We start from the raw sequence: 25,282 nt of genomic DNA, 5'->3' as shown, positions 1-25,282 counted from the left end.
TAAAAATCTAAAAACGAGTGAACAACGAATTGATCATTAGATCTGGTTCCTCTACAGATTTTGCCTTATTAAAAGATGGAAAACTAATTGAATTACATAAGGAAGAAGACGACAGTAATTTTGCGGTTGGTGATATTTTTATTGCCAAAATTCGTAAATCTGTCCCAGGTTTAAATGCTGCATTTGTTAATGTAGGCTATGAAAAAGATGCTTTTTTGCATTATCACGATCTGGGCCCTCAAGTATCTTCTTTACTTAAATTCATTAAACGTGTAAGCACAGGTAAATTAAAAAATTATTCTCTTAAGGATTTTCCTTTTGAGAATGACATTGATAAACACGGTGTAATCACCAATGTGTTAAAATCAAATCAATCACTACTAGTACAGATAGTAAAAGAACCTATATCTACTAAAGGCCCTCGAATAAGCTCTGAGCTTTCGATTGCCGGAAGATATATCGTTCTCGTTCCGTTTTCTAATAGGGTATCTATTTCGCAAAAAATAGAATCTACAGAAGAGAAAGAACGTTTAAAAAGACTCGTAAAGAGTATCCGACCTAAAGGTTTCGGAATTATTGTACGTACAGTAGCTGAAGGCAAAAAAGTAGCAGAACTAGATAAAGATTTGCAAAATTTGGTGGACCGCTGGACTGCAATGTGCAAAAAAATGTACAAAGCACACCATCCATCAAAAGTATTAGGTGAAATGAACAGAGCATCCTCTATTTTAAGAGATGTGTTTAATGACACCTTTACATCTATTGTTGTAGACGATGAAGAACTCTGCAACAGAATCAAAGAGTATCTGCAAGAAATTGCACCCAAAAAGGAGTCAATTGTAAAACTTCATAGTCCTAAAGTACCTATTTTTGAAAAACATGGTATTGAAAGGCAAATCAAAACGAGTTTTGGTAAAACGGTATCAATGAGTAAGGGAGCCTATTTAGTGATCGAGCATACAGAAGCTATGCATGTAATCGACGTAAATAGTGGTAACCGTTCTAACAAAGCCAAAAATCAAGAAGATACTGCACTAGAAGTAAATTTAATTAGTGCAGCTGAAGTAGCCCGCCAACTACGTCTAAGAGATATGGGAGGTATTATCGTAGTCGATTTTATCGATATGAATAATGCCGATAACCGTAGAACCCTCTTTAATCATTTAAGAGAAGAGATGAAAGACGACAGGGCGAAGCATAAAATTTTACCGCCAAGTAAATTTGGCTTGATCCAAATCACGCGACAGCGTGTACGACCAGAAATGAATATCAAAACCCGTGAGGAAAATCCTAACGGAACAAGCGGCGAAGTTGAGGCGCCTATCGTTTTGGTAGAGAAAATAAAGGTCGAATTAGAAAAATTAATTAAAAAAGAACATAAAAAGATAACGCTGAGTGCGCACCCTTTTATTGCAGCTTTTTTAACAAAAGGATTTCCATCCACCCGATCAAAATGGTTTTTAGACCACAAACGATGGGTTAAGATTGTACCTAGAGACGCTTACACGTATTTAGAATATCACTTTCACGATAAAGATGGTGAAGTGATAAAGTAATATAAAACCCGGCCTTGTAAAAGTGCCGGGTTTTTTGTTTTTAATTTCGTTCTAAACGATTTGACAAATACTTTTATCTAAGCATTATCATGAAATCCTAGTTTTTTTATAAAATACGACGGATAAATCCCTGTTTTCTTATAAAAAGCTTTGGCAAATGCTTCTGCCGTATTAAACCCTACTTCTTGTGCAATGGCTTTGATCGTATATTTTCTAAACTTTGGATCTTCTTGTAGTTTTTTAACCGCATAATCGATACGTAAATCACTAATATACTGGCTTAAACTTTTTTGCTTATACGTATTCACGACCACAGATAAATAACTAGAGTTTGATCCAAATTGTTTTGCAAGGTCTTTAGCATTTATTTTAGGAGTTAAATAGCCTTTATTCTCCTCAAACTTTTGTAAATGCGCTAACAAACTTTCTAAAGTTTCTTTGCTTATGGCATCTATACCTATAGCATTTTTAGGAGATTTTTTCTTTGTACTCTCTTGTCTGGCATTGGCTGCGACCAATTGTTTAAATCGTTGTTTATAGCGCTGTTGTTTATAATAGTAGTACCCAGTACCCCCAAGACTTAGTGCCAAAAACAAGGAAACTAAGATCACTTGATTAGAACTTTCTTTCTTTTCTCCTTTTAAAGATGCGATCAATTGTTTTTTTTCTTTAAGCAGGTTGGGGGTGTCGTATTCTTTAACCAATTTATTGCTTAAATCCCGATAATTACTATGTAAAATACTATCTGAACGTAATAACTTATTCAAATAAAACAATTGTTGATCTTTATCTCCTAAGGATTTATAATGACTAATTAAACTCTTATATGCCGATACTGTTTGAGGCAAAATATAATCTGTTTCAGCGATAGAGTCTATTTTTTGATAATATATAATCGCTTTTTCCTGATTATCCAATGCTTCATACGATTTCCCTATATACAAGTAAGCATTAATCAAATCCTCCGTATAAAAGAAATATCTGTTTTTAGGCTTTAATAGTTCCGATAATAGTTTCTTTGTACTTTTAATAACTCTGATATATTCCCCATCATAGTAACCTAATAAGGTTTCATTAAATTTAAATAAAAGATCCAAATTCAATCCTTTTTGAACTATCTTTTCATTTTTTATAGCTATAATTCCTTTTTTATTTAACACACGAGCTGAATCTATCTGATTTTCTAACCTATATATATTTACCAAATCTGATAGCGTTAAAAAATAATTCAAAGAATCTTTACGTGTCATTTTTTCCTTATTAATCCTATAATAAAGAGATTGTCTATAAATAGCTTTTGCTTCTTTATATTTTCCCAATTTTCTTTTTAATAGAGCAATATTATCTTTTGTAATGAACTCTAAATGATTATTCTGTGATTTTTTTGCTAATTCTATTGCTATTAAGTAATTATTTAAAGCTTGTTTAAAACTTCCTTTTTCTTCATATATTGCAGCTTTACTAATATAATGAAGTAAAGGATATCTATTATTATTTGTTTTTTTACATACGGCAATTGCACTATCTAAATATGTTAATTGTTGAATGTGATGCGTTTTTTCATCAAAAGTAAATCCAACAAAACTATACCCTATACTTATTTCGATAGAATCTTTATCGTTTTTTGCTTTTTGTAAATAGGTTTTGGCGTATAACATTGTTAATTCTTTATTAGCTCGCAATTCTTTATAAAACTTATTACTAAGTTCTTCATAACTTAAACTTGCTAAAGAATCCGGAATCTTAAAAGATTGCCCATATCCTAAACAAGAGCATAAAAAAAGAAACAGGATAAGTTGGCGAGCGTGCATAGGTAGTTTTTCTGAGTCGTTCAAAAATATCAAAATAATGTGGTACATCCCCAATTTCTTACTCAAAATACATCGCTTTAAACTAACTTTTTAAGCTTTAGAAACGCCTAACCCTAAAAACAATCAATCGTTTTCTTTGAGTTGATTATCAATCTATTACATAAATCATAAAGGCTCTGATTTTATCAAAACCGATATACTTTACTTGTTTTTAAGTACACCATGATCTTACATTTGGCCAGATCAAAAATCATGTTGTCACGCAACTTACCCCACATAAAGTATAACGTAAACAATCTCATACTTTGCATATACAATCGTGATTATTTAATAAAATACAGGGAATTAAAAATGAGTAGTATTATCAAACACATTCAAATTATAGACCGAATCGATAAATTAATTCGGTTACAAGCCACTGGGTCACCAGAAGTATTTGCAGATCGATTAGGAGTCTCAAAAACCAAATTATACCGAATATTAAACACCATGAAAGCTTTAAATGCTCCCATAGTCTATGATATGACTTTACAAAGTTTTATCTATCAAGAAGAAGTGAATTTTGCTTGCGGGTTTTATGAGAAGGAAGGAAACAGTAGTAGGCTGAATCCTTTTGTGGGATAACCTAACCTTGTTAAAAAAATAAACTCCATAGCTTGGATAAAGCTATGAAGTTTTAATTATAGTATTATACTAATTTTACTCTGGTTGATATCCAGGATGCCCAGTTTGCCAAAATGCAAATGATAGTGCATTAGCATATTGTTCGTATAGTTTTAATGCCCCATTATTCATACCTCCATGACCTGATTCAAAATCTACAGCAAAAAGCATTGGATTATTAGACCGATTAAACGCTTGCAATTTTGCCACAAATTTTGCAGGAATCCATGGGGCCACTCTTCCATCGTTTAATCCCGCTGTAACTAATGTGGATGGATATTTTATGCCTTCTTTAATATGGTGATATGAATCCATTTCTAATAAAGCCTTAAATTCTTCATGATTTTTGATAGTCCCAAACTCCTTTATACTATTAGGTCCATTACCTTGAAACTCTCCACGCACCATATTTACAGAAGGTGATACTAAAATTACTGCCGCATACAAATCAGGGCGTTCAGTCATTGCCCTACCAGCCATAATGCCTCCTGCACTTGTACCCCATATTGCTGATTTTTCTGGTTTAGTATATCCTTCTTTAATCATATACTCTGTACAGGCAATCATATCCTTCCAAGTATTAGGCTTAGTCATTTTAAATCCCGCCTTATGCCAAGCATTTCCTTTTTCTCCTCCACCTCTTACATGAGCAATCACTAATATTCCTCCTTCGGCAACCCAACTAAGGAAACCTGTAGAAAAAAAAGGGCCCGCAGAAGTACCATATGCCCCATATCCATAAAACAAAGTAGGGTTTTTACCATTTTTTTGAATTCCTTTCTTATAAATAATCGACAAAGGTACCTTTGTTCCATCATGTGAATTTACTTCAATCTCTTTCACTATTAAATTTTCGAAATCCTCATCTATATCTGATAATTTAAGATTGAAATTAGTAAATGTATTTTTTAAGGTATTATAGACATATGAAGTATTTCCTTTAATCCAACCCAAATTGGAAACTAACAATTTTTGAGATACAGAGTTTACAGCACTTATTTGTATTTTTCCTGATGGATTTGGTATTTTTATTTCTTCTTCCAATCCATTTATGGAACTATATAATTTTGCCTCTACTCCATTCTTTACACGAACAAAGAAAATTCCGTCTTTAGTTACTTCAAAATTTGTAATTACTTCATTACTATTTTCAGAAACTAAAATTTTGGGGTTTTCAAAATTTGGATTAACTATAGAAGTTTTACAAATTCTATAATTAGAAGCATTTTTTGCAGACAAAAAAATCAAATCTTCTCCATCTAAGACTACTTTCTTTATCATATCTGATTTTCGATATAATAACTCCCATTTTTTTGTCTCAGAAAGGAGATGTTTAGTCTCCTTAAAATACATACGCTTAAAAGACGATGATCCACCTACCTCTCCAAATACATACTCATCATAATCCGTATTAATATGTACAAAAGGAAAATCTTCATCCTTCAATTGCAATTTTGGATTGTTGTTTTTTGAAAATACTTCCTCCAAATTCTTTGGATCACCATCTAGCCTAAATAAAACAGACTTCAATTGTATACTATATTGAGAATCTTTAGGGTCCGTAATAGGAAAATGAACATATATAAAACCTGAATTGTCTGGTAACCATTGTATACCACCGTAACTTGGGTTTGCATTTTTCACAATCCTCTGTAACACCTCTTTTGTTAGAACATCAATTATAATAATTTCAGAAATCTCCTCTCCTTGTTTGGATAAACTAACAGCTATTTTTTCTCCTTTCCAATCAGGCTGTATATAGTTTATAATATATTTTTCTTCGAGTGTCTTCTGATACTCAGAAGGATCGTAAAGTAATTTTTCTTCTATATTAATACTAGAACGATAATACAATTTTCCTATATTCTCTTCAGCATTCGATTTAATGTAAAAATAAAAACCATTTGATGTACTAGAAATATTACTTATTTGATATGAAGCTATTTTATCAAACCTATCTTGCATATCAATTAGGTGTTGTCTCTTAGGAATCTTTTTAAGCCTATTAAAAGCAAAATCTCCTTGCGATTTAAACCAATCAATTACTGTAGAATCCTTTAAATCCTCTAGGTTCCTATACAAATCTTCTACTTGGTAACCGTGGTAATTATCAATCACTTTAACGGAATTTGCAACTGGCGGCTTTAAAACTTCATTTGAGCACGACACAAATAATAGAGCCATAAAAAGTTTTTTATACATATGTCTGTATTGCATTAAAATTTAATAAGAATCTTAACGTCGATTATTTACACCTAAAAAAATGCTATTATTTCAATACCAGTACCATTTGCACACATTGGTCCTCCATCTCGACTTTGAGTACCGTCATCTCCTCCACATCTTTCTTCTGATCCCCCTTGTACCTTTAATAATTGATTGTTTGATAATCTAGACACCTTAATTTTCTTTAACCTTAGCTTTTTCATGTTTACTTTATTTATGTGAGTTTATAAGTTTGTGATGAAGCGAATATATAAGAAAAAGTAAAAAAAACTCGGATTTAAGATGGTCTTGGTCTCTGTATTCCTGAATACAGGGTCAGTATTCCTGAATCCAGACTTCGTCGATACATTACCTTCACTACTGTTTCAAGGTTTCTTCCTTTTTTTCGAGCTGTTTGATAAAGTAGGAAGGATAAATACCTGTTTTTTTATAAAACGATTTAGAAAAAGCTTCGGTAGTATTAAAACCAGCCTCAGATGCCAAAGCTTTTATGGTATATAATCTATACTTATTTTCATTTTTTAATTTATCAATAATAAAGTCTATACGCAGGTCATTCGTATAGTGTATAAAGCTCTTTCGTTTATAGGTATTAATTACTTTGGATAAATACTTAGAGTTGGTTTTAAATTGACTAGCTAACGAAGAAGTCGTAATATTAGCTTCAATAAAACCTTGTTCACGTTCAAACTCTTCAAGATTTTTAAGAATTGAGTTAACAATATCTTCCGAAATTCCAATTGATTTTGGAGTCTCTTTAGGTATTGGAGTTTCTTTTGGTTTTGATTCCCTATTTTGTGCGCTAATTAACTCTTCAAAACGTTGTTGATATTGTTTTTGTTTTCGGTAAAACACAATCAAAAACACAGCTCCAATACTCAAAATTATGGAAAGAATACTAACACTTAAAGATGAACTATTATGTTTTGCCTCTAAATTTTCAATTAATTTTTCTTTTTGTAATAAAAGTTCTGGCGTATCATAATCTTTATTGAGTTTATTAATCAAGTATTTATAACTACTATCTAGTATACTATCAGAATATAACAATCTATTGATATAAAATAATTGCTGGTTTTTATCATCTAAAAATTTATAATGATCAATTAATTTTGCATAAATCTTTCTTGTTTCTGGAATAAAGTAATTGGTAGCTTGAAAAAGCGAATCTATTTTTTTATAACATTTTATAGCCGAGTATTTATCATTAATAGCTTCAAAAGCCTTTCCTTGATGAAGGTATGTGTTTATTAAATTTGTTGTCGGAAAAAAATATCTGTTTTCAGGTTTTAATAATGTAGGTAATAATTTATTAGTTTCTTCTACTACCTCTAAATAATTTTCTTTGTAATAATTAAGTATACTTTTATTTAATTCAAATAAATATTTTAAATCCCTATTCTTTGAAGATACAATTCCAGTTTTGTTTAAAATTAGGGCTGAATCAATTTGATTATTAAGACGGTATGTATTGACCAAATATGATAATGTTACTAGATAGACAGTAGAGTCTTTTCTAGACATCTCTTTTTTATTAATTCTGTATGTCAGACATTCTTTAAAAATATCTTTAGCCTCATTATACTTTCCTAATCTTCGTTTTAAAAGTCCAATATTATTCTTAGTTATAAACCCTAAGTGTTTGTTTTTAGATTTTTCGCTTAATTTTATAGCATCTAAGTAATTATCTAAAGCACTTTTAAAATCTCCCATATCCTCATATGCTACTCCTTTATTTATATAAAAAAGTAATGGAAATCTTTTATTATTTAATTCTTTAGAAAATACTATCGCGCTATCAAGATAAACCAGTGTTTTATTAAACTCTCCCTTCGAACGGTAATTATAACTAATTAAAGAATATCCATTGGCAGTTTCTAATTTATTATTCTCATTTTTACCTTTTTGCAAGTATACTTTGGAATATAAGCTAGCGAGTTCATTGTTCACTCGTAATACCCTATAAAATTTGGCACTAAGTTCTTCATAACTTAAAGTATTTAAAGAATCCGGAAGGGTAACTATTTCTTCTTGAGCAAACAAAGAAATAGTTTGTAATAAAAGAATACTTATAAATAGCTGAGCTACTTTTCTCATAATCGATGGCTTACTTTTATCTTACTGGATACAACTTAAAACACAAAATTTACAGCAAAAAACGGCTCTAGAAATCTTGATGGTTTTTGATATACAATAGCATTTGATATCTGGCAAAGTAACACAATAATTATACCTTGTTTATATATAGTCATAGCGTTGGGTGTGATATCAGTCGAAGAATATCGTTTTACTTTCAAAAAAGACTGAAAAAAAGTATATAATGTATTCGTTTTCAAGAGGTAATTTTTTAAATCTACTATATTACTAGGGTAATGGAGGTAAAGATACTATTTTCTTTTTAGTATTCTTATTGACTATATAAAGATCATGTCTTAAGTAAACTATCAACTACAACAAAACACCAAGGTAAAACTACTTATTTAATCTCAAAATCTATTAAATTCATAAAAACCATCTCATTAATAGTTTTGAGGTAATTGCGTTTTCTACTTTGAATTCATTTTATCACAAAAACACTTCAACATTCTGATAATCAATATTTTAAAATAAATAAATCTTAGTCTGGATTCCTAGAATAGCGGGTCGTTATTCGGGAATGCAGATGGACTTCACTTGTTTTACCGCTTTTATCGAGGCTATATTTGATCAAATCAAAAAACGAATAGTTCTTATCTATTCTCACATCACTAAAATCAAATCTTATGATACATCTACTGCTCAACATCATTACATCTCTTACCGAATTTTTAATGAATCACTGTATGACGATGTACTCACTAATTTTTAATGCTTAATCGTAGTTTTATGAAACAGTTATTTCCAAAAGAGATTATTGAAAACACAGTAGAGGTTCATCAATTTGAACATAGTAGTAAAAGTAAAATCATTTACAGCACGATACTATTAGCATTTATTATTACTCTGGCTTTACTACCCTTTATCAAGGTCGATATCTATACAACCGCCAGAGGAATGCTTAAACCTAGTAAAGAAAGAATCGCCATAACACCTTTACAATCTGGTAAGGTCGTATATGCAAATATGGTTGATAATCAAAAGGTCAAAAAAGGAGACACTCTGATGATGACCAATACTACAGTGGTTAAGGATAATATCAAAAGGGCTACCACACAAATTGTAGAAACTAAAAAATTTATGCGCGATTGTGAATATTTAATTAATACCAGCAAACCAAACTTTAGCAACATACAATCTGCCCGTTACCAAAAAGAATTTTTGTACTTCACTCAAAAAATACAAGAATTACAAACCAGATTCGAGAAAACAAAAGTTGATGAGTTACGTAACGAAAAATTGTACAAAAAAGGAGTAGTTGCCAAAGTAGATTACGAAAATAGTGCTTTTGAACATCAACTGGCGGCTAGTACATTGCAACAATACAGAAAACAACAACGTAACAATTGGCAAGCCACGTTAACAGAGTATCAAAATGCTATTCGTGATTTAGAAAGTAACGTATCACAGCTACAACAAAATCAAAAAGAGTTAGTCATTACTGCGCCAATAGACGGAGTGTTAAAAAATGTATTAGGTATTGAACCAGGTAGTTTAATCCCCGGAGGTGTACAACTTGCAGAAATATCCCCAGATACGGGATTGATTGCAGAGTGTTATATATATCCATCTGATATTGGATTGATTAGTAAGGATAAAGCCGTTAATTTCCAGATTGATGCTTTTAACTATAACCAATGGGGATTGGCCACAGGAGAAATTCTAGAGATCAGCAAAGATGTTGACGTGATTAATGATCAGCCTGTTTTTAAAGTGCGTTGCGCTGTAGATCAAAAATATCTAGAACTCAAAAATGGTTTTAAAGGAAATTTTAATAAAGGAATGACCCTTAGTGCTCGATTTCAACTTACCGAGCGTACGCTATTTGAATTACTCTATGACAAAGTTGATGATTGGTTAAATCCATCCAGTCCAACAATTGCATCTATTCAAAATTAGTAACACTCATCATTAAACTGTAAATACCATGGCAAAGACAAAAATAAAACAACACGATATTACAGATTGCGGTGCTGCTTGTTTGGCATCGATATCTGCTCATTACAAATTACAATTGCCTATTGCTCGTATCAGACAATTTGCAAGTACCGATAAAAAAGGGACTAATGTATTAGGATTAATTGAGGCTGCCGATAAGCTCGGGTTTGAAGCCAAAGGAGTACGTGGGGAGTTAGATAGTTTATCTAAAATTCCTCTACCTGCCATCGCCCATGTGATTGTAAACGAAAAATTACATCATTATGTCGTGATTTATGAAGTTACTGGGGAATACGTCAAAATCATGGACCCGGGAGATGGCAGGTTTCATAAAAAAACGCATGAAGAATTTACAAAAGAATGGACAGGTATACTGGTATTGTTATTACCAAAAGAAGATTTTACAACAGGTAATGAAAAAGTCTCTGTATTAAAACGATTCTGGTTCTTACTGAAACCGCATAAAAGCGTACTGCTACAGGCTTTTATTGGCGCTATTATTTATACTTTATTGGGCTTTTCGACTTCGATATACATCCAAAAACTAACAGATCATGTCTTTATGGGGACCAGTACAAAACTACTAAACCTATTAGGTATTGTCATGATCTCATTATTAGTTTTAAAATTAATTGTAGGTGCTTACAAAGATGTTTTTTTGATCAAAACAGGACAACAAATCGATTCTCGATTAATTCTAGGGTATTACAAACACTTACTTAAACTACCTCAACAATTCTTTGACACCATGCGAGTTGGAGAAATCGTATCAAGAATCGGGGATGCTGTAAAAATTAGAGCTTTCATTAATGGCGTAGCCTTAAATCTAACAGTTAATGTAATGATTCTGGTATTTTCATTTGGTCTCATGTTTACTTACTATTGGAAACTTGCGCTTATTATGCTAGCCATTATTCCAATATATGCGATCATTTACGCAGTTACCAATAAACTAAATAAACGTACTGAGCGAGGTATTATGGAAAAATCTGCTGATCTTGAAAGTCAATTGGTAGAATCCTTAAATGCTGTAGGAACCATAAAACGATTTGGTCTTGAAGATTATGCTAATATTAAAACTGAAACACGTTTTATTGGATTATTAAAAACTGGATACAAATCTGCATTAAATAGTGTTTTTTCTGGAGCAAGTACAGGCACAATTGCACAACTATTTACTATCATCCTATTATGGAGCGGTTCTTTTTTTGTTATTCAAAAAGAAATTACAGCAGGAGAGCTTATGGCATTTTATGCAATCATCGGCTATTTTACGAGTCCTGTTGCTAGCTTGATTAGTGCTAACAAACAAATTCAAAATGCATTAATTGCAGCAGATCGTTTGTTTGAAATCATGGATCTTGAACGTGAAGATGATGAGCAAAAAATAAAACTAACAAAAGAAAGTATCGGTAATATCAGCTTTTCTAATGTAGACTTTAGATACGGTTCAAGGGTAGAAGTGTTTAAAGATTTTAATTTACAGATCCCTAAAGGTAAAATCACTGCAATTATCGGAGAAAGTGGATCAGGTAAGTCAACCTTGATGTCTTTACTTCAAAATATCTATCCGATACAAAAAGGACAGATTTCTATAGGAGAACAGGATCTAAAACATATAGATAATAGCAGTTTAAGGGATTTGGTTAGTGTAGTACCACAAAAAATAGATCTTTTTGCCGGGAATGTAATGGATAATATCGCGGTTGGTGAATTTGCGCCCAATGTAGATCGTATTATGGCAATATGTAAAGCTATAGGTATTCTTGAATTTATCGAGGGGTTACCCAATAGTTTTGCTACCTATCTAGGAGAAAATGGCGCTACCTTATCTGGTGGGCAAAAACAACGTATCGCAATTGCTAGAGCTTTGTACAAAAATCCCGAAGTTTTGGTCTTGGATGAAGCAACTTCATCACTGGATAGTACTTCAGAAAACTATATCCAAAAAGCCGTACAAAGTCTGCGTGATCATGATAAAACAATCATCATTATTGCACATCGATTAAGTACCGTCATAAACGCCGATAAAATTGTAGTGCTAGAAAAAGGTAAAGTAGTAGAAGAAGGAAATCACGAAGTATTATATGCAAGGCAGGAAAAATATTATGAGTTATGGCAAAAACAAATGCCAGTACTAGATCAAATACCCAATATCAATGCTGTTGCTTAACTAAATTTTTTAAAACCAAAACCTTAGGCCATGAGAAAAATAGAACGTCAAATTGAAGTCATAGAACAATTAGATCAATTCATACGATTAGGAGAAACAGGAACTCCTGATCAATTGGCCGAAAAATTAGAAATTTCAAAGACATCTTTGTTTCAAATAATAATTGCCATGAAACAACTAAACGCATCTATTGTATTTGATATTAAACTGCAGAGTTATGTTTTTGAGAAATCGACAAATTTTAGATATGGTTTTTATACGCGACGACTTTATGGAGAAGAAGTACTAGAGGTATCTTCAAATGGCACGCAAAGTATAATAGCTTCTGTAGATTTTAAATATCCAAGCTTAAGAATAGTATAATCACATTTAAACATAAAAATTATGAAAAACTATGATCCAAAAACAAAAGAAAATGACCTAACACAAGGCGAAATCGAAAACGAATTCTTACTACAAGAAATACGTGATCCCGAACTCAAAGATGTTATCTCTGACGTTATATCGTATTCTGAAGATTACGAGATTTATATTGACAATGATGACATGATGGATTGGATATAATCTATAAAACACATCATAAAATCAATCAAAATTCTTAGTTATCATCTTATTTATTAAAAACGAACACTTATGAACATCATCATCAAACAAATCGAACTTATAGAGAGAATAGATCGTCTTATTCGTATGCATGCTACAGGAACACCTGTAGAATTAGCGTCTAGATTAGGGATTTCTAGAGCACAAACCTATAGAATGATCGATATCATGAAAGAGTTAGAAGCTCCTATTACATACGATTTCACCATACAAAGTTTTGTGTATGAAGAAAGCGTAGGGTTTAAGTTTGGATTCTACACAAAAGAACTCGATGCTACCGAGATTAAATCTGTAAATGGAGGAAGTGCTTTTGAAAGACTACACTATTTGGCGAAAATATCATAACAAACAAAAGAATTAAATAATGATCACCCATACTAAAAGAAATAATTTTATTTTTTGATATAGATAAACTAAAAAATCCGCTATATAATTAACTGTTGATTTTCAATCTTGTTTTACGCAACTATAGGCATCAATTATTATAAAATTAGATTTCAACATGAAAAATTCTTTTGAATAAAAACCCAGAAAAGTATTTTCTGGGTTTTTTGATATACTATTATCTCAAATCTCATCTTAAGAGACATGCTTACCATATTCTTGTACTATAGAACCCCTTAGAGGGCGCTTCTAGTTAAAAATTATTCATCACAAAAACATAAAAAATGAAAAACCTAAGTAACAAAGAGTTATTAGAAATCAATGGAGGATCACCTTTTCCTATTCCTACCTGGTTACAACCTTTAGCAGATTATTTTTTTGGAGTACCCGAAGAAGAAAAAGAAAATTATAGAAATTCAAATAATCATTAATTATAAAAAGAGAGAAATCATGAAAAATCTAAACGAAAAAGAATTAGTTGAAACAAATGGCGGAACAGGAATACTAGATTTGATACAACCTATAATTGATCTTATTTTGGATCGACCAGAACAAGAAGAGCAAGGCAGTTGTATCGGAAATCACAACGCACAAAATTAAGAACTACCAAGATTGAATTTTAAAAGAAATCATAATAGCCTTTGGAATAACAAATTCTAGAATGGTATTATACATATCACAATACTAGTTTTAAGTTAGGTAAGGCTTATTTAATAAATTTCAATATTTCAATCATCATTCTATTTTAAAAAAAGAGTTGACCTTATGTTCAACTCTTTTTTGTTTTTACGGCTATCTATTAAATCCTTAAAAACAACACTAAAATTTATTTATCATTAAAAAATTACGAAAAACATTTACAATCTCAAAAGATGAGACATCCTGACCCTATCATTGTACTATGAAAGGGGAACAACAACGCTTTTCACGATTGTTACAACAATAAAAAAGAAGCTTACATACATATTTGACGAAGTAAGTAGTGTAAGCAAAATTTAAACAAAAATCATTAATCATTAAATCGTAAAAAATGAAAAATTTAGAATTTCAAGAATTATCAAACAAAGAAGCATTAGAAATTAACGGAGGAGGTATTGCTGGTGTTGATTGTCCTGTAATAATAGCTGCCGTAGCATTAACGACGATAGCAATGGGTGTATCATATTATGCAGGAAAAGCATATTACTATGCAACTCACTAATCAAATCATTTAATAATTGTAAAAAATATACATCATGAAAAACGTAATCGAATTATCACAAAAAGAATTAACAGAAACTAATGGAGGTTGTAACGAATGGATGCTTTTATTTGGTCTTGTAGGTTTGGCGGCATATGTAGGATACCATGATGCTTCTGGTGGAAAGCACGACGACGAGAAATAATAAAATAAACACTCTTATGCCATACATAACATTACTTCCAATTATTGTAGTAAGTCTATTTTATCTATGTAAACAGAGTGAAATTCCAAAATTGATTAAAATTATAGGTCAAGTATTTACTTTAATTATAATGATGTTAATTATAACAGAATTAATATATAAAGCGTATACATATATGACCGTTTAACAAATAAGTCAATAGTACGGGATGCATTTTTAAACCTTTTATCTTAATAGATAAAGGGTTTTTTTATTTCAAAATAATGATAAAGATACTTATAATCTCAAAAGATGAGACCTCCAGACTGTATCATTGTATTGTGAAAGGGAAACAATAACACCTTTCAAGATTGTTACAACAACAAAAAAGCTTACATAGATATTTGACCAAATAAATAGTGTAGGCACAATTTAAACAAAAATCATTAATCATTAAATCATAAAAAAATGAAAAATTTAGAATTTCAAGAATTATCAAACAAAGAAACATTAGAAATTAATGGAGGTTGTAACGAATGGATGCTTCTATTTGGGCTTCCAGGTTTGGCGGCTTATGTAGGATATCATGATGCTTCTGGTGGAAAGCATGACGACGACGAGAAATAATAATCGTTATTTAATTACTCCAAAAAAACCTTCAGAGATTAATCTCCGAAGGTTTTTTATTTTAAACTTAAACAAAAGATTCAAAAAAGCAATTGGGGGTAATCTTTAAAATCTCAAAAAATGAGATAAATCAACTTTATTATTGTACTGATGAAGTGAGCAAAACACTCTCTTTGTAGTATGTAAAATATTTAAAATCAAAAAACATGGAAAATTTACAATCATTCAGAGGTTTAACTCAAACCGAAATCGAAAACACTAATGGCGGTTGCACAGACGACTCTGTACTCATGGCACTACATCTTGTATTTCATAATTCTACTTCACCAGTAGGACAATTAATTGATACAGTTGTACATATTCTTGGAGACTTTTAATAGTACAGGTTAAGAAGTAAATCCTACCCTTCTGTATCAAAAAAGAATGAAAATTATTATTTGAAAAGGATTGGTTTTAAAAATCAATCCTTTTTTCATTCACACCAGATTGTAGATACTTAATATCATTTATACTTCAAATCTAAATTCCTACTAGAATTCAAAATATAACAATCCATCTCAAAAAATGAGACAACTACGGTCTATCATTGTACTATTAAAGAACATCATTAATTAATTAAAAAATACAGCGTTATGAAATATCAAGCAAAAAACCAGTACACATCTTTATCCTCACAAGAACTTACAACTATCAATGGGGGTTCAACAATGACAGAAGATTATATCTGTCCAGAATTACAAGAACTTTTCGATGCTTTAAACAACATTAGATTCATTATCAACAGATAAGAAATCACGCAATTACAATTCATCAATCAACATCATTAATTAATCATTTTATTCATCAACCTGTCTCTAGACAGACAGGTTCAAAAATCAAAAAATATGAAAAATTTACAAACATTATCAAACAACGAATTAAGTAGTATTAACGGTGGATGTCAAGTTGATCCTTGCCCAACACCGTTTGGAGGTCCAATCATTGTAATCGGACCAGATTTTCCAATACCGCCATTTGGAGATCCAAGAGATCAAGACAATCAGTTCCCGTTTAACTTTTAAAAAAAACCCAACCTTACTGCACATAAGTAGGTTTAAAATCAAAGAATATGAAAACATTATCAAAACAAGAAACAAAAGATATTAATGGAGGATGCCAAATCGGAGATTGTGGTCAAGGTCCAATAATTATAGTTGGTCCTAAACCTAAGTTTCCAAGACCTCCATATGGAGATCCGAGAGACCAAGATAATCAGTTTCCTTTCTAAGAAAAAAATATCAAACCTGTCTGTTTTACAGGCAGGTCCTTAAAATCAAAGAATATGGATAATTTAAACGCTTTTAGTGTTACTGAAATGAAGATCCAAGAGACTTCAAAAACTTTAGGAGGAAATGTACCTTCTATATTAACCATTTTTCATGGATTAAATCCATTCGATATATATGTGTCAGACCTTGACTATAAACCATTTGATTGGGTAAATACTGGTGCTGGCATGCAAAGTATTAGTTTATAAGGCTAATTATGTGAGTTTAGTGAGTTCTAATTTCCCCATGATCTAGTCAGAACATGGGGAAATTTAATTTATAAGACTAGAAACAATTAAATCATAACCATTAAAATATCCTAAATACTACAATAGCATGAAAAAAGACAAAGAGATTTTATATAAAATCATAGAACATTTTGATGGATTAGATAAGATAACGGCATATGATCTAACCCATAAGTTAGAAACACTTTTGTTCTACGCTGATAATCCAATACGTGTTAAAAATCTAAAAACTATTATCAATTCTGATATTGAGGATGATTATGAAATTGATCCTTTTCATTTTACGATACTGCCTAATGGAAATTTTTGCGAATTTATAGGCTACAATAGTTGGCTTCATATTTATAAAGAAAATAAAAGGTTATTGCCAGAGTGGTCAATTTTTGATACCTATTATTATAAAACAAAATATGCCCCTCTTGAGCTCAGAAAACTAACTAGAAAAAATCTCTTAGACGATATAAAAGATAAGCCTGAAGAAGGCAACGTGAGAACTTTTTTAAAAAAGTGCAGTCTTTGTAAAAAAAATGTGATTACAAACAAATTACTGATTTTAGAAGTTTAGTCTATTATAGACTAGACCTTATCTAACCTAAACCAAACTTTTAAAATTATTTAGGATTAGATATTCTATCGGCTAACAATAATGCATTATATGCATTAATAACCTTACCAGATTTTGAAAGTTCTGAGAAAGGAATCATCTTTTCTGACTTCTCATCTTTTGATGAAATCTTCACTTTAATAGCATAAGATGTTCCCGATTTCATTAAGATTTCTTTGATTTGGTTTGCCGATAATTTAGGATAATAAGATCGTACTAAAGCAGCTACGCCAGAAACGATAGCTGATGCCATAGATGTACCACTATCTGTTTTATATTTATTTTTGGGTAAAGTTGTATAAATTTCACTTCCTGGGGCAAATAAATCAATATCCTTTTTACCATAATTAGAATAAGACGCTAGCAATGTATGATCTACTTGATTCGTAATAGCACCTACCATAATAAAGTTACTAGCAACTTCCTTCCCAGAATTATGATCATTTGGATAATAGTTATGATTTATTTCTTCTAAATCTAATGCGCCGTTTCCTGAGGAAGAAACAATCAAAACGTCTTTTTCTGCCGCATATTTAATAGCTTCTAAAATCCATTTTTTATGTAATGAAAATTGCTTTCCAAAACTCATATTAATTATTCTTGCTCCATTATCTACTGCATATCGTATTCCTAAAGCAATATCTTTATCATGCGGATCTCCTATAGGAGATACACTTATTGGCATAATTTTTATATGATTAGAAATACCTTGAATTCCAATATTATTATCTCTAGTAGCGGCAATAACACCAGATACAATAGTTCCATGGGGTAGTTTATCTATGTTATCTGAGATTCTATTATTTCCATAATTTGTATCGGAAAGGTTATTTGAATCATCATTAAGAATAGCTCTTTCTTTATAGTCAAGATTAAGTTGTTGATGAACTTTAATACCTCTATTTGTTAACAGTGCTTCTATATCTGATTCAGAATACCCATAATCTATGATATCATAAATACTTTTTACATATTTACCTAAATCATTATTAATAGTATCTACCTTTTTGAGGTTTTCTAAAGTATAATTTCCATCAGGTATATATTTTTTTATTTTAGCTTTTGCCTCTACATATTTATTATTAACGTTTATTGCATAGTCCAAGAACAACTGTGCTTTTTTACGTTCTCTTTCATAGGTTTCTAATGCCTGATGATATTCTTTATATTCTTGTGAGAAAGTATCTTCCGGAATTTGATCATGTAATTCTTTATACCTCCTTATTACTCTTACATATTCATAATTTGCATAAATTATACTTTTTCCTTGATCATTACCCAGAAAATTCCAGCCATATACATCATCTATATATCCGTTTTTATCATCATCTATGTTATTATCTGGAATCTCATCAGGATTTATCCAAATTTGGTTTTTTAGGTCTTCATGATCTATGTCAAACCTAGAATCCAACACTGCAACAATAATTTCATCTCCTTTTTTAGTATTTAATATTTTTGTGTATGTTTTTTCTAAGCTTATCCCCGGTATTGTATCGGTTATAATATCTTTATACTGCCAATCTTTTAAGTCGTCTTCAGAAAGTTTATTATTTTTCTTTTGAAATACTGTAATAGTATCAAAAACTAAATAATTTGGCCGTTGTTTAGAACAACAACCGAGAAGGCATATAAGTAAGGGATAAATAAGTTTATACTTCATTTAAGGAAATTTAAAAAAGATGATGAGTTAAATCTCTCATCACCTTTTACATATCTATAATCAATTGTTTCTAAGCAATATTTATAATTCCTATGACACAAGCTCCTTTAGATCTACATCTAGGATTAAAAGGATCCGTAGACTTGGTTGGTTCGATAGGTGGATCTACCGTATCTCCATCACCATAACCACCTCTAATTCTATCGATATTATTTAATTTTGCAATTGTCAATTTTTCGAAATTCAGTTTCTTTTTAAGTCGATTTTTCATTTTGCGAAAGTTTTAATTTGTGATGAAACAAATGTATAAGAAACCGATTGTAATTAGTACTCATTTAATTGAGTACCAGTCTACATTTATGAATAAGCAGTTTTATTTTAATGTAAAAAACTGATTTACAATGCTTTATAATTATCCTTCTTTTTTGAGCTGTTTTATAAAAGTAGAAGGTTTTAACTGTGTTTTTTTATAAAATGCTTTCGAAAAAGACTCTGGACTTTTAAAACCGACCTCTTCGGAAATTGCTTTGATCGAATATTTTCTAAAAACTAGATCCGTTTTTAGTCGCTCAATAGTATGCTCTAATCTAAGTTCGTTAATATAGCTTCCAAAACTTTTTTCTTGATAATGATTTACCATTTTAGATAAATAATTAGTGTTGGTATGTAGTTGCTTTGCTAAACTATTTAAGGAAATAGAATCATTTAAATATCCTTTATTCTTTTCAAATTTTTCTAACCCTAGATTAATATGATCTTGAATATCTTGAGATATCAGTAGTTCATCGCTTTTGACTTCAATTGGTTTGTCTATTCTTTTTTGTGAACTTAAATATTCTTCAAATTTCTTTTTATTAATTTGTTGTCTTTTGTAGTTATATACCAAAACAACTCCAAAAGCGGCAAGAGTTATTAATAAAGAGATGCTCCAATAAATATTTTTATTCTCTAATTTTTTAATAATAATATCTCTTTCATTAATTAATTTCGGAGTGTCATATTCTTTTGTAAGCTTCTTTGTTAAATATTCATAGTTACTTTTTAAAAGACTATCTATTTTTAGTAATTTTTCGATATACAACAATTGTTGTTCTGTATCACCATTTTTTCTATAGATATCAATCAAGATTTCGTATCCACTTCTTAACTCTGGATGAATATCAGAAGTCTCTTGATAGATTGTATCTACTTTTTTTAAATAGAGTTCAGATTTTTCATTATCATTTAATTGCTTATATACTTTTCCTAAAAAATGATATCCCATTGCAACATTGGGTTTATCGTTAATTTTTTGAAGATATGGAATAGCTCTATCTATATAATCTATAGACTTTTGATAATTATTTTTATCATATTGATTCGCACCTTCATTTAACAAGAAATAGTAATATCGTTCTTCATAACCTTTTGACAATGCTGTCTTAATTCCTTTTTCATTGTAAAAAGATGCAGAATCTAATAATTTCAAATGCCTATACGTATCGGCTATAGCATATAACGATGTTAAATAACTATTATCCGAAGATTCCTTTAAATAACCATCTGCGCAATCTTTAAATATTTCTAAAGTTTCTTCATAATATCCCAATCGGGTTTTAATCAAACCTATCCTAAATTTAGTTCTGATTTTCTGATTTTCATTATCACTTCTATCCGCATATAGGTTGGCTTGTATACAATTATCTAATGCCTTTTTTAAATCTCGTTTTGCATAATAATATCCCGTCTTATGAATATATGCTTCTAGAGGGTATTCTTTTAAATTTGCATCTTTGGTATACTGTATAATACTATCTAAATAATTTAATTTATCCTGGCCTTTATGAATATGTGCTAATAAATTAAACCCTTGAGCTATTCTTTCTAGGAAGTCTTCTTTTTTTGCTTTATCAAGAAAATATGTTGCATAACTAGTTGCTGCAATCGTATCCTTATTGTCATCCTCATTAAAAAAAGCATCTGCCAATTCTATGTATGTCTTGTTTTGCAAAGAATCTATTTTTTCTTGAGAAAAAACATTGATCGTATTTATAAGAATCAAAAAAACAACCACTCTTTTGTAGAGTATTCTAACATGATAATATCTAAAAAAAGAATATAGATTTTCCAATTTTACTAAAGTTTAAGAGTAATATTCGCTCATATGGCGAAGGATAAATATAACATTTTCTTTTTTTAATAGTAATGTGACCAATTGTTTTATAAACCCTTCATTTTATACCCTTTAACAAATTTTATTCTTACTGTTAATTCATAAATAGTCTGCTGGTTATTCATGAATCATAGGTTACTAGCCTTGTTTTTAAGGTTTTATCGAACATATATTTGCTCAAGTCAAAATGAAAAACAGACGACAAACTTTCAACATTAAATTTCAAATAAAATGATATCCATATTCACACACTATGTTTTTGAAGTAACAGAAATCATATTTGAAGTTGTAAAATCTGCAGTAACCTTTTTTTAGATTTAAAAAGACTTACTGAATTATAACCTAGTAAAAAACTAAAAATAACAGAAGATGACAGAAATCTATACACCAGCCGATGAGTATGTTCTAAGAACACACAACTTAGCCTCTACAGAAGTCTCAGGTCTTACTGTTGATAAAATCAAAGAACTATGCGCATCTCCAATTGTATCCGAAGCTATTTTCTTGGCTTCTCCAGAATTACATCAGGAAATGACAAAATATCTTAACGGAAAAGAAATGAAAGATCCGGATCGATTGATTCAATCTTTACATAAGTATCTTCTTAGAATGGGCCATCGATGCACACCTTTTGGATTATTTAGCGGCTGCTCTGTTGGCACTATTGATGAGCAAACCAAAATAGAACTTAACTCTTCTGAACATCACAAAAGATTTACCAGAATTGACATGAGTTACATCTGTACATTGGTTCAACAATTAGAAAAAACAACCCAAATCAGAAGTGAACTCACCTATTATCCAAACACTAGTTTATATCCTGTCGGCAATAAACAAAGGTATATAGAATATCGGTACCAAAATGCTAATCGACGTCATTTTACGGTATCTATTGACAATTCAGAATTCATAGAACACATCTTAAATCACACTAAAAAAGGCATAAAAATCAAGGAATTAGCACAATTTATTGTAGATCCAGAAGTCTCAATAGAAGACGCGACGGCTTTTGTTCATCAACTTATCGACAATCAAATATTAATAAGCTCTATTTCACCTTCTGTAACAGGAAAAAATTACTTAGAAATATTAGTGGATACTATTCCTGATCAAGACATAAAAAATAGATTAAAACAAATAAAAGAGCTTTTAGAAACTCTAGACAATAGTAAGTATACCAATAACTTTTCGTATTACGAAAAACTATCTGAATTACTAGATTCATTTGAAATTAGCTATAATAAAAAATACTTGTTTCAGACCGATTTAATTATCTCAGCAGCCTCCAACACACTTTCAGAAAAAGTAATAAAAGATATACAAAAAGGAGTACAGCTTCTTAATAAGCTTGTTCCATACCGAGAAGATGAAAAGCTAACAAATTTTAGAAATAGATTCTTCGCCATATTCGAAGAAGAACAAGTCCCTCTATCGCTTGCTTTAGATGTAGAAACTGGTGTAGGCTATGGCTTTAATAATGAAGATGATTATGATATATCTCCCTTAATTAATGATCTAAATATATCTAAAAAGAACTATACCGCCCAGCACAAAAAAATAAGATGGACTAGAATAGATGGATTCTTAAATAAAAAATTAATCGAGTTAGATAAAGACGCAACAGAAATGTTTCTTACAGAAAGTGATCTTGATTACTTTAAAGAAAATTGGAATAATCTACCATTGTCTTTTACTGTTATCGCCCATGTATTTAATAATGATAGTGACAATCCATTAATTAATATGTCCTATGTAGGAGGAGCTTCTGCCACCTACATGCTTGGACGATTTACACAAGCAGATAAAAAAATTGATCAGCTTCTAAAGAAAATTACCAAAAAAGAAAGCGAGAAAAAAGATGTGATTTTTGCCGAAATCGCTCATCTCCCAGAAAAAAGAACCGGTAATATCATTAATAGGAGTCATCTTAGAGCATATGAAATTCCTTATCTAACAAAAAGCACATTACCTGTTGAGCAACAAATACCCATTGATGATATTCTAGTATCTGTAGAAAATGATAGAATTGTATTGTTCTCAAAAAAATTAAATAAAGAGATTATGCCTCGTATGGCAACTGCTCATAATTTCTCTTACAACGCTTTGCCTATTTATCACTTTTTATGCGACATCCAAACACAGAATCTACGTGAAAATCTAGAATTCGATTGGGGAAATGCTGCACAAAACAGAAATTTCTTGCCAAGAGTGCGCTATAAAAATATAATACTTTCTCTTGCTCAATGGACAATTGGAAAAAAAGAAATTCAAAAAATTATTCAACTAGATGATCTAACTGAATGGAGAAAAGAAAAGAAATTACCGCAAAAAATAATGCTGAAAGATGATGATAATGAATTGTTAATAGACTTAGACCATCCCTTAAGTGTACAAACATTTCTGTCGACTATAAAAAAACGATCTCAAATTACTTTGGCAGAGTATTTATTTGACGAAGAAAATGCATTGGTAACCAGACAAGGAGAAGCATTTTGTAACGAGCTGTTTTTTTCATTCATCAAACAAAAATAAGAACCGGATATGACACCAAAAGTACAGCGTTATTTTTTTATAGGAAGTGAGTGGCTATACTATAAATTATATATGGGATCACGAATCTCGGATATCTTTTTAACCAAAACACTTACGCCTATTGCAAACCAATTATTAGAAGAAAATGTAATAGATAAATGGTTCTTCATTAATTATAAAGATACAGAGAGACATGTGCGTATTAGATTTAGAGTCTTAGATCCTCAAAATCTTAACTATGTGATCCAATCGTTACATAAAGCTATACTGCCATATATAAACGATAAGACCATAAAAAAGGTCGTTGCAGATACTTATAAAAGAGAGTTAGAAAGATATGGCAATGAAACTATAGACGAATCCGAATCTATATTTTTTATCAACAGTAGATTAATAGTATACCTAATCTCTAGAGTTACCAATGATAATCAAAGGTGGTTATGGGGCATAAAAACGATCGATACATTTTTAGATGCCTGGAATATGAGTGTAATTCAAAAAAGAGATTTTTTTGAGGGCTTGAAAAAAGATTTTGATCAAGAAATGGGTGCTAATACAGATATAAACCGGCAACTATCTAAAAAATTTAGAAACAATAGAAGCGATATTAATCAAATAATGGATCAAAATACAAATGAAGAATTTGATATGGTTCTTCAAAATTATCTAGAAGAAAATAAAAGGGTTGTTTCTCAAATTGCTAGAAAAAATAAAGGCATGAAAACCAAATTAGATCTTCCTGATTTATTGAGTAGTTACATTCATATGCATTGCAATCGCCTTTTTAAATCCAATCAACGATTAAACGAATGGGTACTCTATAATTATCTATATCAATATTATAGAAGCAAAGCTGCACAAATGAAAAATAGTGTACCAAAAAAAGTATTAATAGCACAGGAGTAAGCCGAAAATCCTTTAAAGAGTAGGTAATTTTTAAAATTTTCAACAATGAACAAATTAAATTTAAACAAAGAAACCATTTCTAAAATGGACAACGATGAAATGGCAAGTGTAAACGGAGGGATTGAAATCTGTCTTGCTAGTTGTAAAAGAAGTACAAGAAAAGGAAAGCCTTGCTGCGAGGATCCAACAAATCTTGTAATTACAATTGAGTAATTAAAACAACAAACAGGTAACCGTTATTTTGGTATGTATATCGATAACCAAGCCTAAGTATTTTCCAAATTAAGAGGTTTAGATTTTTGCCAGCAAAAGGTCTAAAAACTGTTGGCAAAATCTCTCTTAATCTAATTCCATGTGTGCATGGAAAAACAATGAGTATTAATACGAAG

Annotated in this window: 28 protein-coding genes; 21 read left to right on the top strand and 7 right to left on the bottom strand. The window is 30.6% G+C overall.

What is annotated here, in order from left to right:
* Positions 1-17: 17 nt before the first annotated feature.
* A complete protein-coding gene (locus AWE51_RS17175; RefSeq protein WP_066315807.1) occupies positions 18-1,556 on the top strand; it encodes an Rne/Rng family ribonuclease in 1,539 nt (512 codons plus the stop codon).
* A 77-nt stretch (positions 1,557-1,633) separates the two neighbouring features.
* Here the strand turns inward: AWE51_RS17175 and AWE51_RS17170 are convergent, their stop codons facing one another.
* Positions 1,634-3,433: an AraC family transcriptional regulator gene (locus AWE51_RS17170; protein ID WP_157766155.1), complete on the bottom strand. Its 1,800-nt coding sequence runs from the start codon at positions 3,431-3,433 to the stop codon at positions 1,634-1,636.
* Between the two features lie 285 nt (positions 3,434-3,718).
* Here AWE51_RS17170 and AWE51_RS17165 point away from each other — a divergent pair, with 285 nt between their 5' ends.
* Positions 3,719-3,991 (top strand): hypothetical protein, encoded by a 273-nt coding sequence (locus tag AWE51_RS17165; protein WP_066315803.1) that lies wholly within the window; start codon positions 3,719-3,721, stop codon positions 3,989-3,991.
* 75 nt (positions 3,992-4,066) lie between these two features.
* On the opposite strand, the gene AWE51_RS17160 is transcribed toward AWE51_RS17165, so the two are convergent.
* From AWE51_RS17160 to AWE51_RS17155, 3 genes are all read right to left on the bottom strand, one after another.
* Positions 4,067-6,214 carry a prolyl oligopeptidase family serine peptidase gene (locus AWE51_RS17160; protein ID WP_198403843.1) on the bottom strand — a complete coding sequence of 716 codons (2,148 nt, stop codon included), beginning with the start codon at positions 6,212-6,214 and terminating at the stop codon, positions 4,067-4,069.
* 71 nt (positions 6,215-6,285) lie between these two features.
* Complete coding sequence (locus AWE51_RS26660; protein ID WP_157766154.1) at positions 6,286-6,459, bottom strand: hypothetical protein; 174 nt, start codon at positions 6,457-6,459, stop codon at positions 6,286-6,288.
* 154 nt (positions 6,460-6,613) lie between these two features.
* Positions 6,614-8,353: an AraC family transcriptional regulator gene (locus AWE51_RS17155; protein WP_066315799.1), complete on the bottom strand. Its 1,740-nt coding sequence runs from the start codon at positions 8,351-8,353 to the stop codon at positions 6,614-6,616.
* Positions 8,354-9,121: 768 nt separating this feature from the next.
* On the opposite strand from AWE51_RS17155, the gene AWE51_RS17150 reads away from it, so the two are divergent.
* The 16 genes from AWE51_RS17150 (at position 9,122) to AWE51_RS17120 (ending at position 17,601) form a co-directional block, all read left to right on the top strand.
* Positions 9,122-10,291, top strand: coding sequence for an HlyD family secretion protein (locus AWE51_RS17150; protein ID WP_066315797.1), 1,170 nt, complete (start codon positions 9,122-9,124; stop codon positions 10,289-10,291).
* A 28-nt stretch (positions 10,292-10,319) separates the two neighbouring features.
* Positions 10,320-12,503, top strand: a complete 2,184-nt coding sequence (locus AWE51_RS17145; protein ID WP_066315795.1) for a peptidase domain-containing ABC transporter — start codon at positions 10,320-10,322, stop codon at positions 12,501-12,503.
* A gap of 30 nt (positions 12,504-12,533) precedes the next feature.
* Positions 12,534-12,866 (top strand): hypothetical protein, encoded by a 333-nt coding sequence (locus tag AWE51_RS17140; RefSeq protein ID WP_066315793.1) that lies wholly within the window; start codon positions 12,534-12,536, stop codon positions 12,864-12,866.
* A 21-nt stretch (positions 12,867-12,887) separates the two neighbouring features.
* Positions 12,888-13,067, top strand: coding sequence for a hypothetical protein (locus AWE51_RS17135; RefSeq protein WP_066315791.1), 180 nt, complete (start codon positions 12,888-12,890; stop codon positions 13,065-13,067).
* A 69-nt stretch (positions 13,068-13,136) separates the two neighbouring features.
* Positions 13,137-13,451: a hypothetical protein gene (locus tag AWE51_RS26900; protein WP_066315788.1), complete on the top strand. Its 315-nt coding sequence runs from the start codon at positions 13,137-13,139 to the stop codon at positions 13,449-13,451.
* Positions 13,452-13,774: 323 nt separating this feature from the next.
* A complete protein-coding gene (locus AWE51_RS26655; RefSeq protein WP_157766153.1) occupies positions 13,775-13,921 on the top strand; it encodes a hypothetical protein in 147 nt (48 codons plus the stop codon).
* A gap of 19 nt (positions 13,922-13,940) precedes the next feature.
* A complete protein-coding gene (locus tag AWE51_RS26650; RefSeq protein ID WP_157766152.1) occupies positions 13,941-14,090 on the top strand; it encodes a hypothetical protein in 150 nt (49 codons plus the stop codon).
* Between the two features lie 430 nt (positions 14,091-14,520).
* The gene (locus tag AWE51_RS26645) at positions 14,521-14,691 is read left to right on the top strand and encodes a hypothetical protein (protein ID WP_157766151.1); all 171 of its coding nucleotides are present in this window, start codon (positions 14,521-14,523) and stop codon (positions 14,689-14,691) included.
* A 34-nt stretch (positions 14,692-14,725) separates the two neighbouring features.
* Positions 14,726-14,875 carry a hypothetical protein gene (locus tag AWE51_RS26640; protein WP_157766150.1) on the top strand — a complete coding sequence of 50 codons (150 nt, stop codon included), beginning with the start codon at positions 14,726-14,728 and terminating at the stop codon, positions 14,873-14,875.
* 447 nt (positions 14,876-15,322) lie between these two features.
* Entirely contained in the window at positions 15,323-15,481 is a 159-nt protein-coding gene (locus tag AWE51_RS26635; RefSeq protein WP_157766149.1) for a hypothetical protein, read from the top strand.
* Between the two features lie 206 nt (positions 15,482-15,687).
* Positions 15,688-15,858, top strand: coding sequence for a hypothetical protein (locus AWE51_RS26630; protein ID WP_157766148.1), 171 nt, complete (start codon positions 15,688-15,690; stop codon positions 15,856-15,858).
* A 255-nt stretch (positions 15,859-16,113) separates the two neighbouring features.
* Positions 16,114-16,269 (top strand): hypothetical protein, encoded by a 156-nt coding sequence (locus AWE51_RS26625; RefSeq protein WP_157766147.1) that lies wholly within the window; start codon positions 16,114-16,116, stop codon positions 16,267-16,269.
* Positions 16,270-16,365: 96 nt separating this feature from the next.
* The gene (locus tag AWE51_RS26620; protein ID WP_157766146.1) at positions 16,366-16,542 is read left to right on the top strand and encodes a bacteriocin class II family protein; all 177 of its coding nucleotides are present in this window, start codon (positions 16,366-16,368) and stop codon (positions 16,540-16,542) included.
* A gap of 47 nt (positions 16,543-16,589) precedes the next feature.
* Positions 16,590-16,748, top strand: coding sequence for a hypothetical protein (locus tag AWE51_RS26615; RefSeq protein ID WP_157766145.1), 159 nt, complete (start codon positions 16,590-16,592; stop codon positions 16,746-16,748).
* 54 nt (positions 16,749-16,802) lie between these two features.
* The gene (locus AWE51_RS17125) at positions 16,803-16,997 is read left to right on the top strand and encodes a hypothetical protein (protein ID WP_066315785.1); all 195 of its coding nucleotides are present in this window, start codon (positions 16,803-16,805) and stop codon (positions 16,995-16,997) included.
* Positions 16,998-17,124: 127 nt separating this feature from the next.
* Positions 17,125-17,601 carry a hypothetical protein gene (locus AWE51_RS17120; protein WP_066315781.1) on the top strand — a complete coding sequence of 159 codons (477 nt, stop codon included), beginning with the start codon at positions 17,125-17,127 and terminating at the stop codon, positions 17,599-17,601.
* Positions 17,602-17,647: 46 nt separating this feature from the next.
* On the opposite strand, the gene AWE51_RS17115 is transcribed toward AWE51_RS17120, so the two are convergent.
* The 3 genes from AWE51_RS17115 to AWE51_RS17105 all read right to left on the bottom strand — a co-directional run bounded on the left by AWE51_RS17115 (position 17,648) and on the right by AWE51_RS17105 (position 21,413).
* Positions 17,648-19,303 (bottom strand): S8 family peptidase, encoded by a 1,656-nt coding sequence (locus AWE51_RS17115; RefSeq protein ID WP_066315779.1) that lies wholly within the window; start codon positions 19,301-19,303, stop codon positions 17,648-17,650.
* Between the two features lie 70 nt (positions 19,304-19,373).
* A complete protein-coding gene (locus AWE51_RS17110; protein ID WP_066315777.1) occupies positions 19,374-19,574 on the bottom strand; it encodes a hypothetical protein in 201 nt (66 codons plus the stop codon).
* A gap of 141 nt (positions 19,575-19,715) precedes the next feature.
* Complete coding sequence (locus AWE51_RS17105) at positions 19,716-21,413, bottom strand: helix-turn-helix domain-containing protein (RefSeq protein ID WP_066315775.1); 1,698 nt, start codon at positions 21,411-21,413, stop codon at positions 19,716-19,718.
* Between the two features lie 411 nt (positions 21,414-21,824).
* On the opposite strand from AWE51_RS17105, the gene AWE51_RS17100 reads away from it, so the two are divergent.
* From AWE51_RS17100 to AWE51_RS26610, 3 genes are read left to right on the top strand one after another with little or no spacing between them, the layout of a single operon-like run.
* On the top strand, positions 21,825-23,987 hold the full coding sequence (locus AWE51_RS17100; RefSeq protein ID WP_066315773.1) for a lantibiotic dehydratase family protein: 2,163 nt from the start codon (positions 21,825-21,827) through the stop codon (positions 23,985-23,987).
* 9 nt (positions 23,988-23,996) lie between these two features.
* Positions 23,997-24,893, top strand: coding sequence for a thiopeptide-type bacteriocin biosynthesis protein (locus AWE51_RS17095; RefSeq protein WP_066315771.1), 897 nt, complete (start codon positions 23,997-23,999; stop codon positions 24,891-24,893).
* Positions 24,894-24,938: 45 nt separating this feature from the next.
* Complete coding sequence (locus AWE51_RS26610; RefSeq protein ID WP_157766144.1) at positions 24,939-25,106, top strand: class I lanthipeptide; 168 nt, start codon at positions 24,939-24,941, stop codon at positions 25,104-25,106.
* Positions 25,107-25,282 lie beyond the last annotated feature (176 nt).

Origin of the sequence: Aquimarina aggregata, assembly GCF_001632745.1 — a bacterium.
GTDB lineage: Bacteria > Bacteroidota > Bacteroidia > Flavobacteriales > Flavobacteriaceae > Aquimarina > Aquimarina aggregata.
This window is presented reverse-complemented; position numbering and strand designations above follow the sequence as displayed.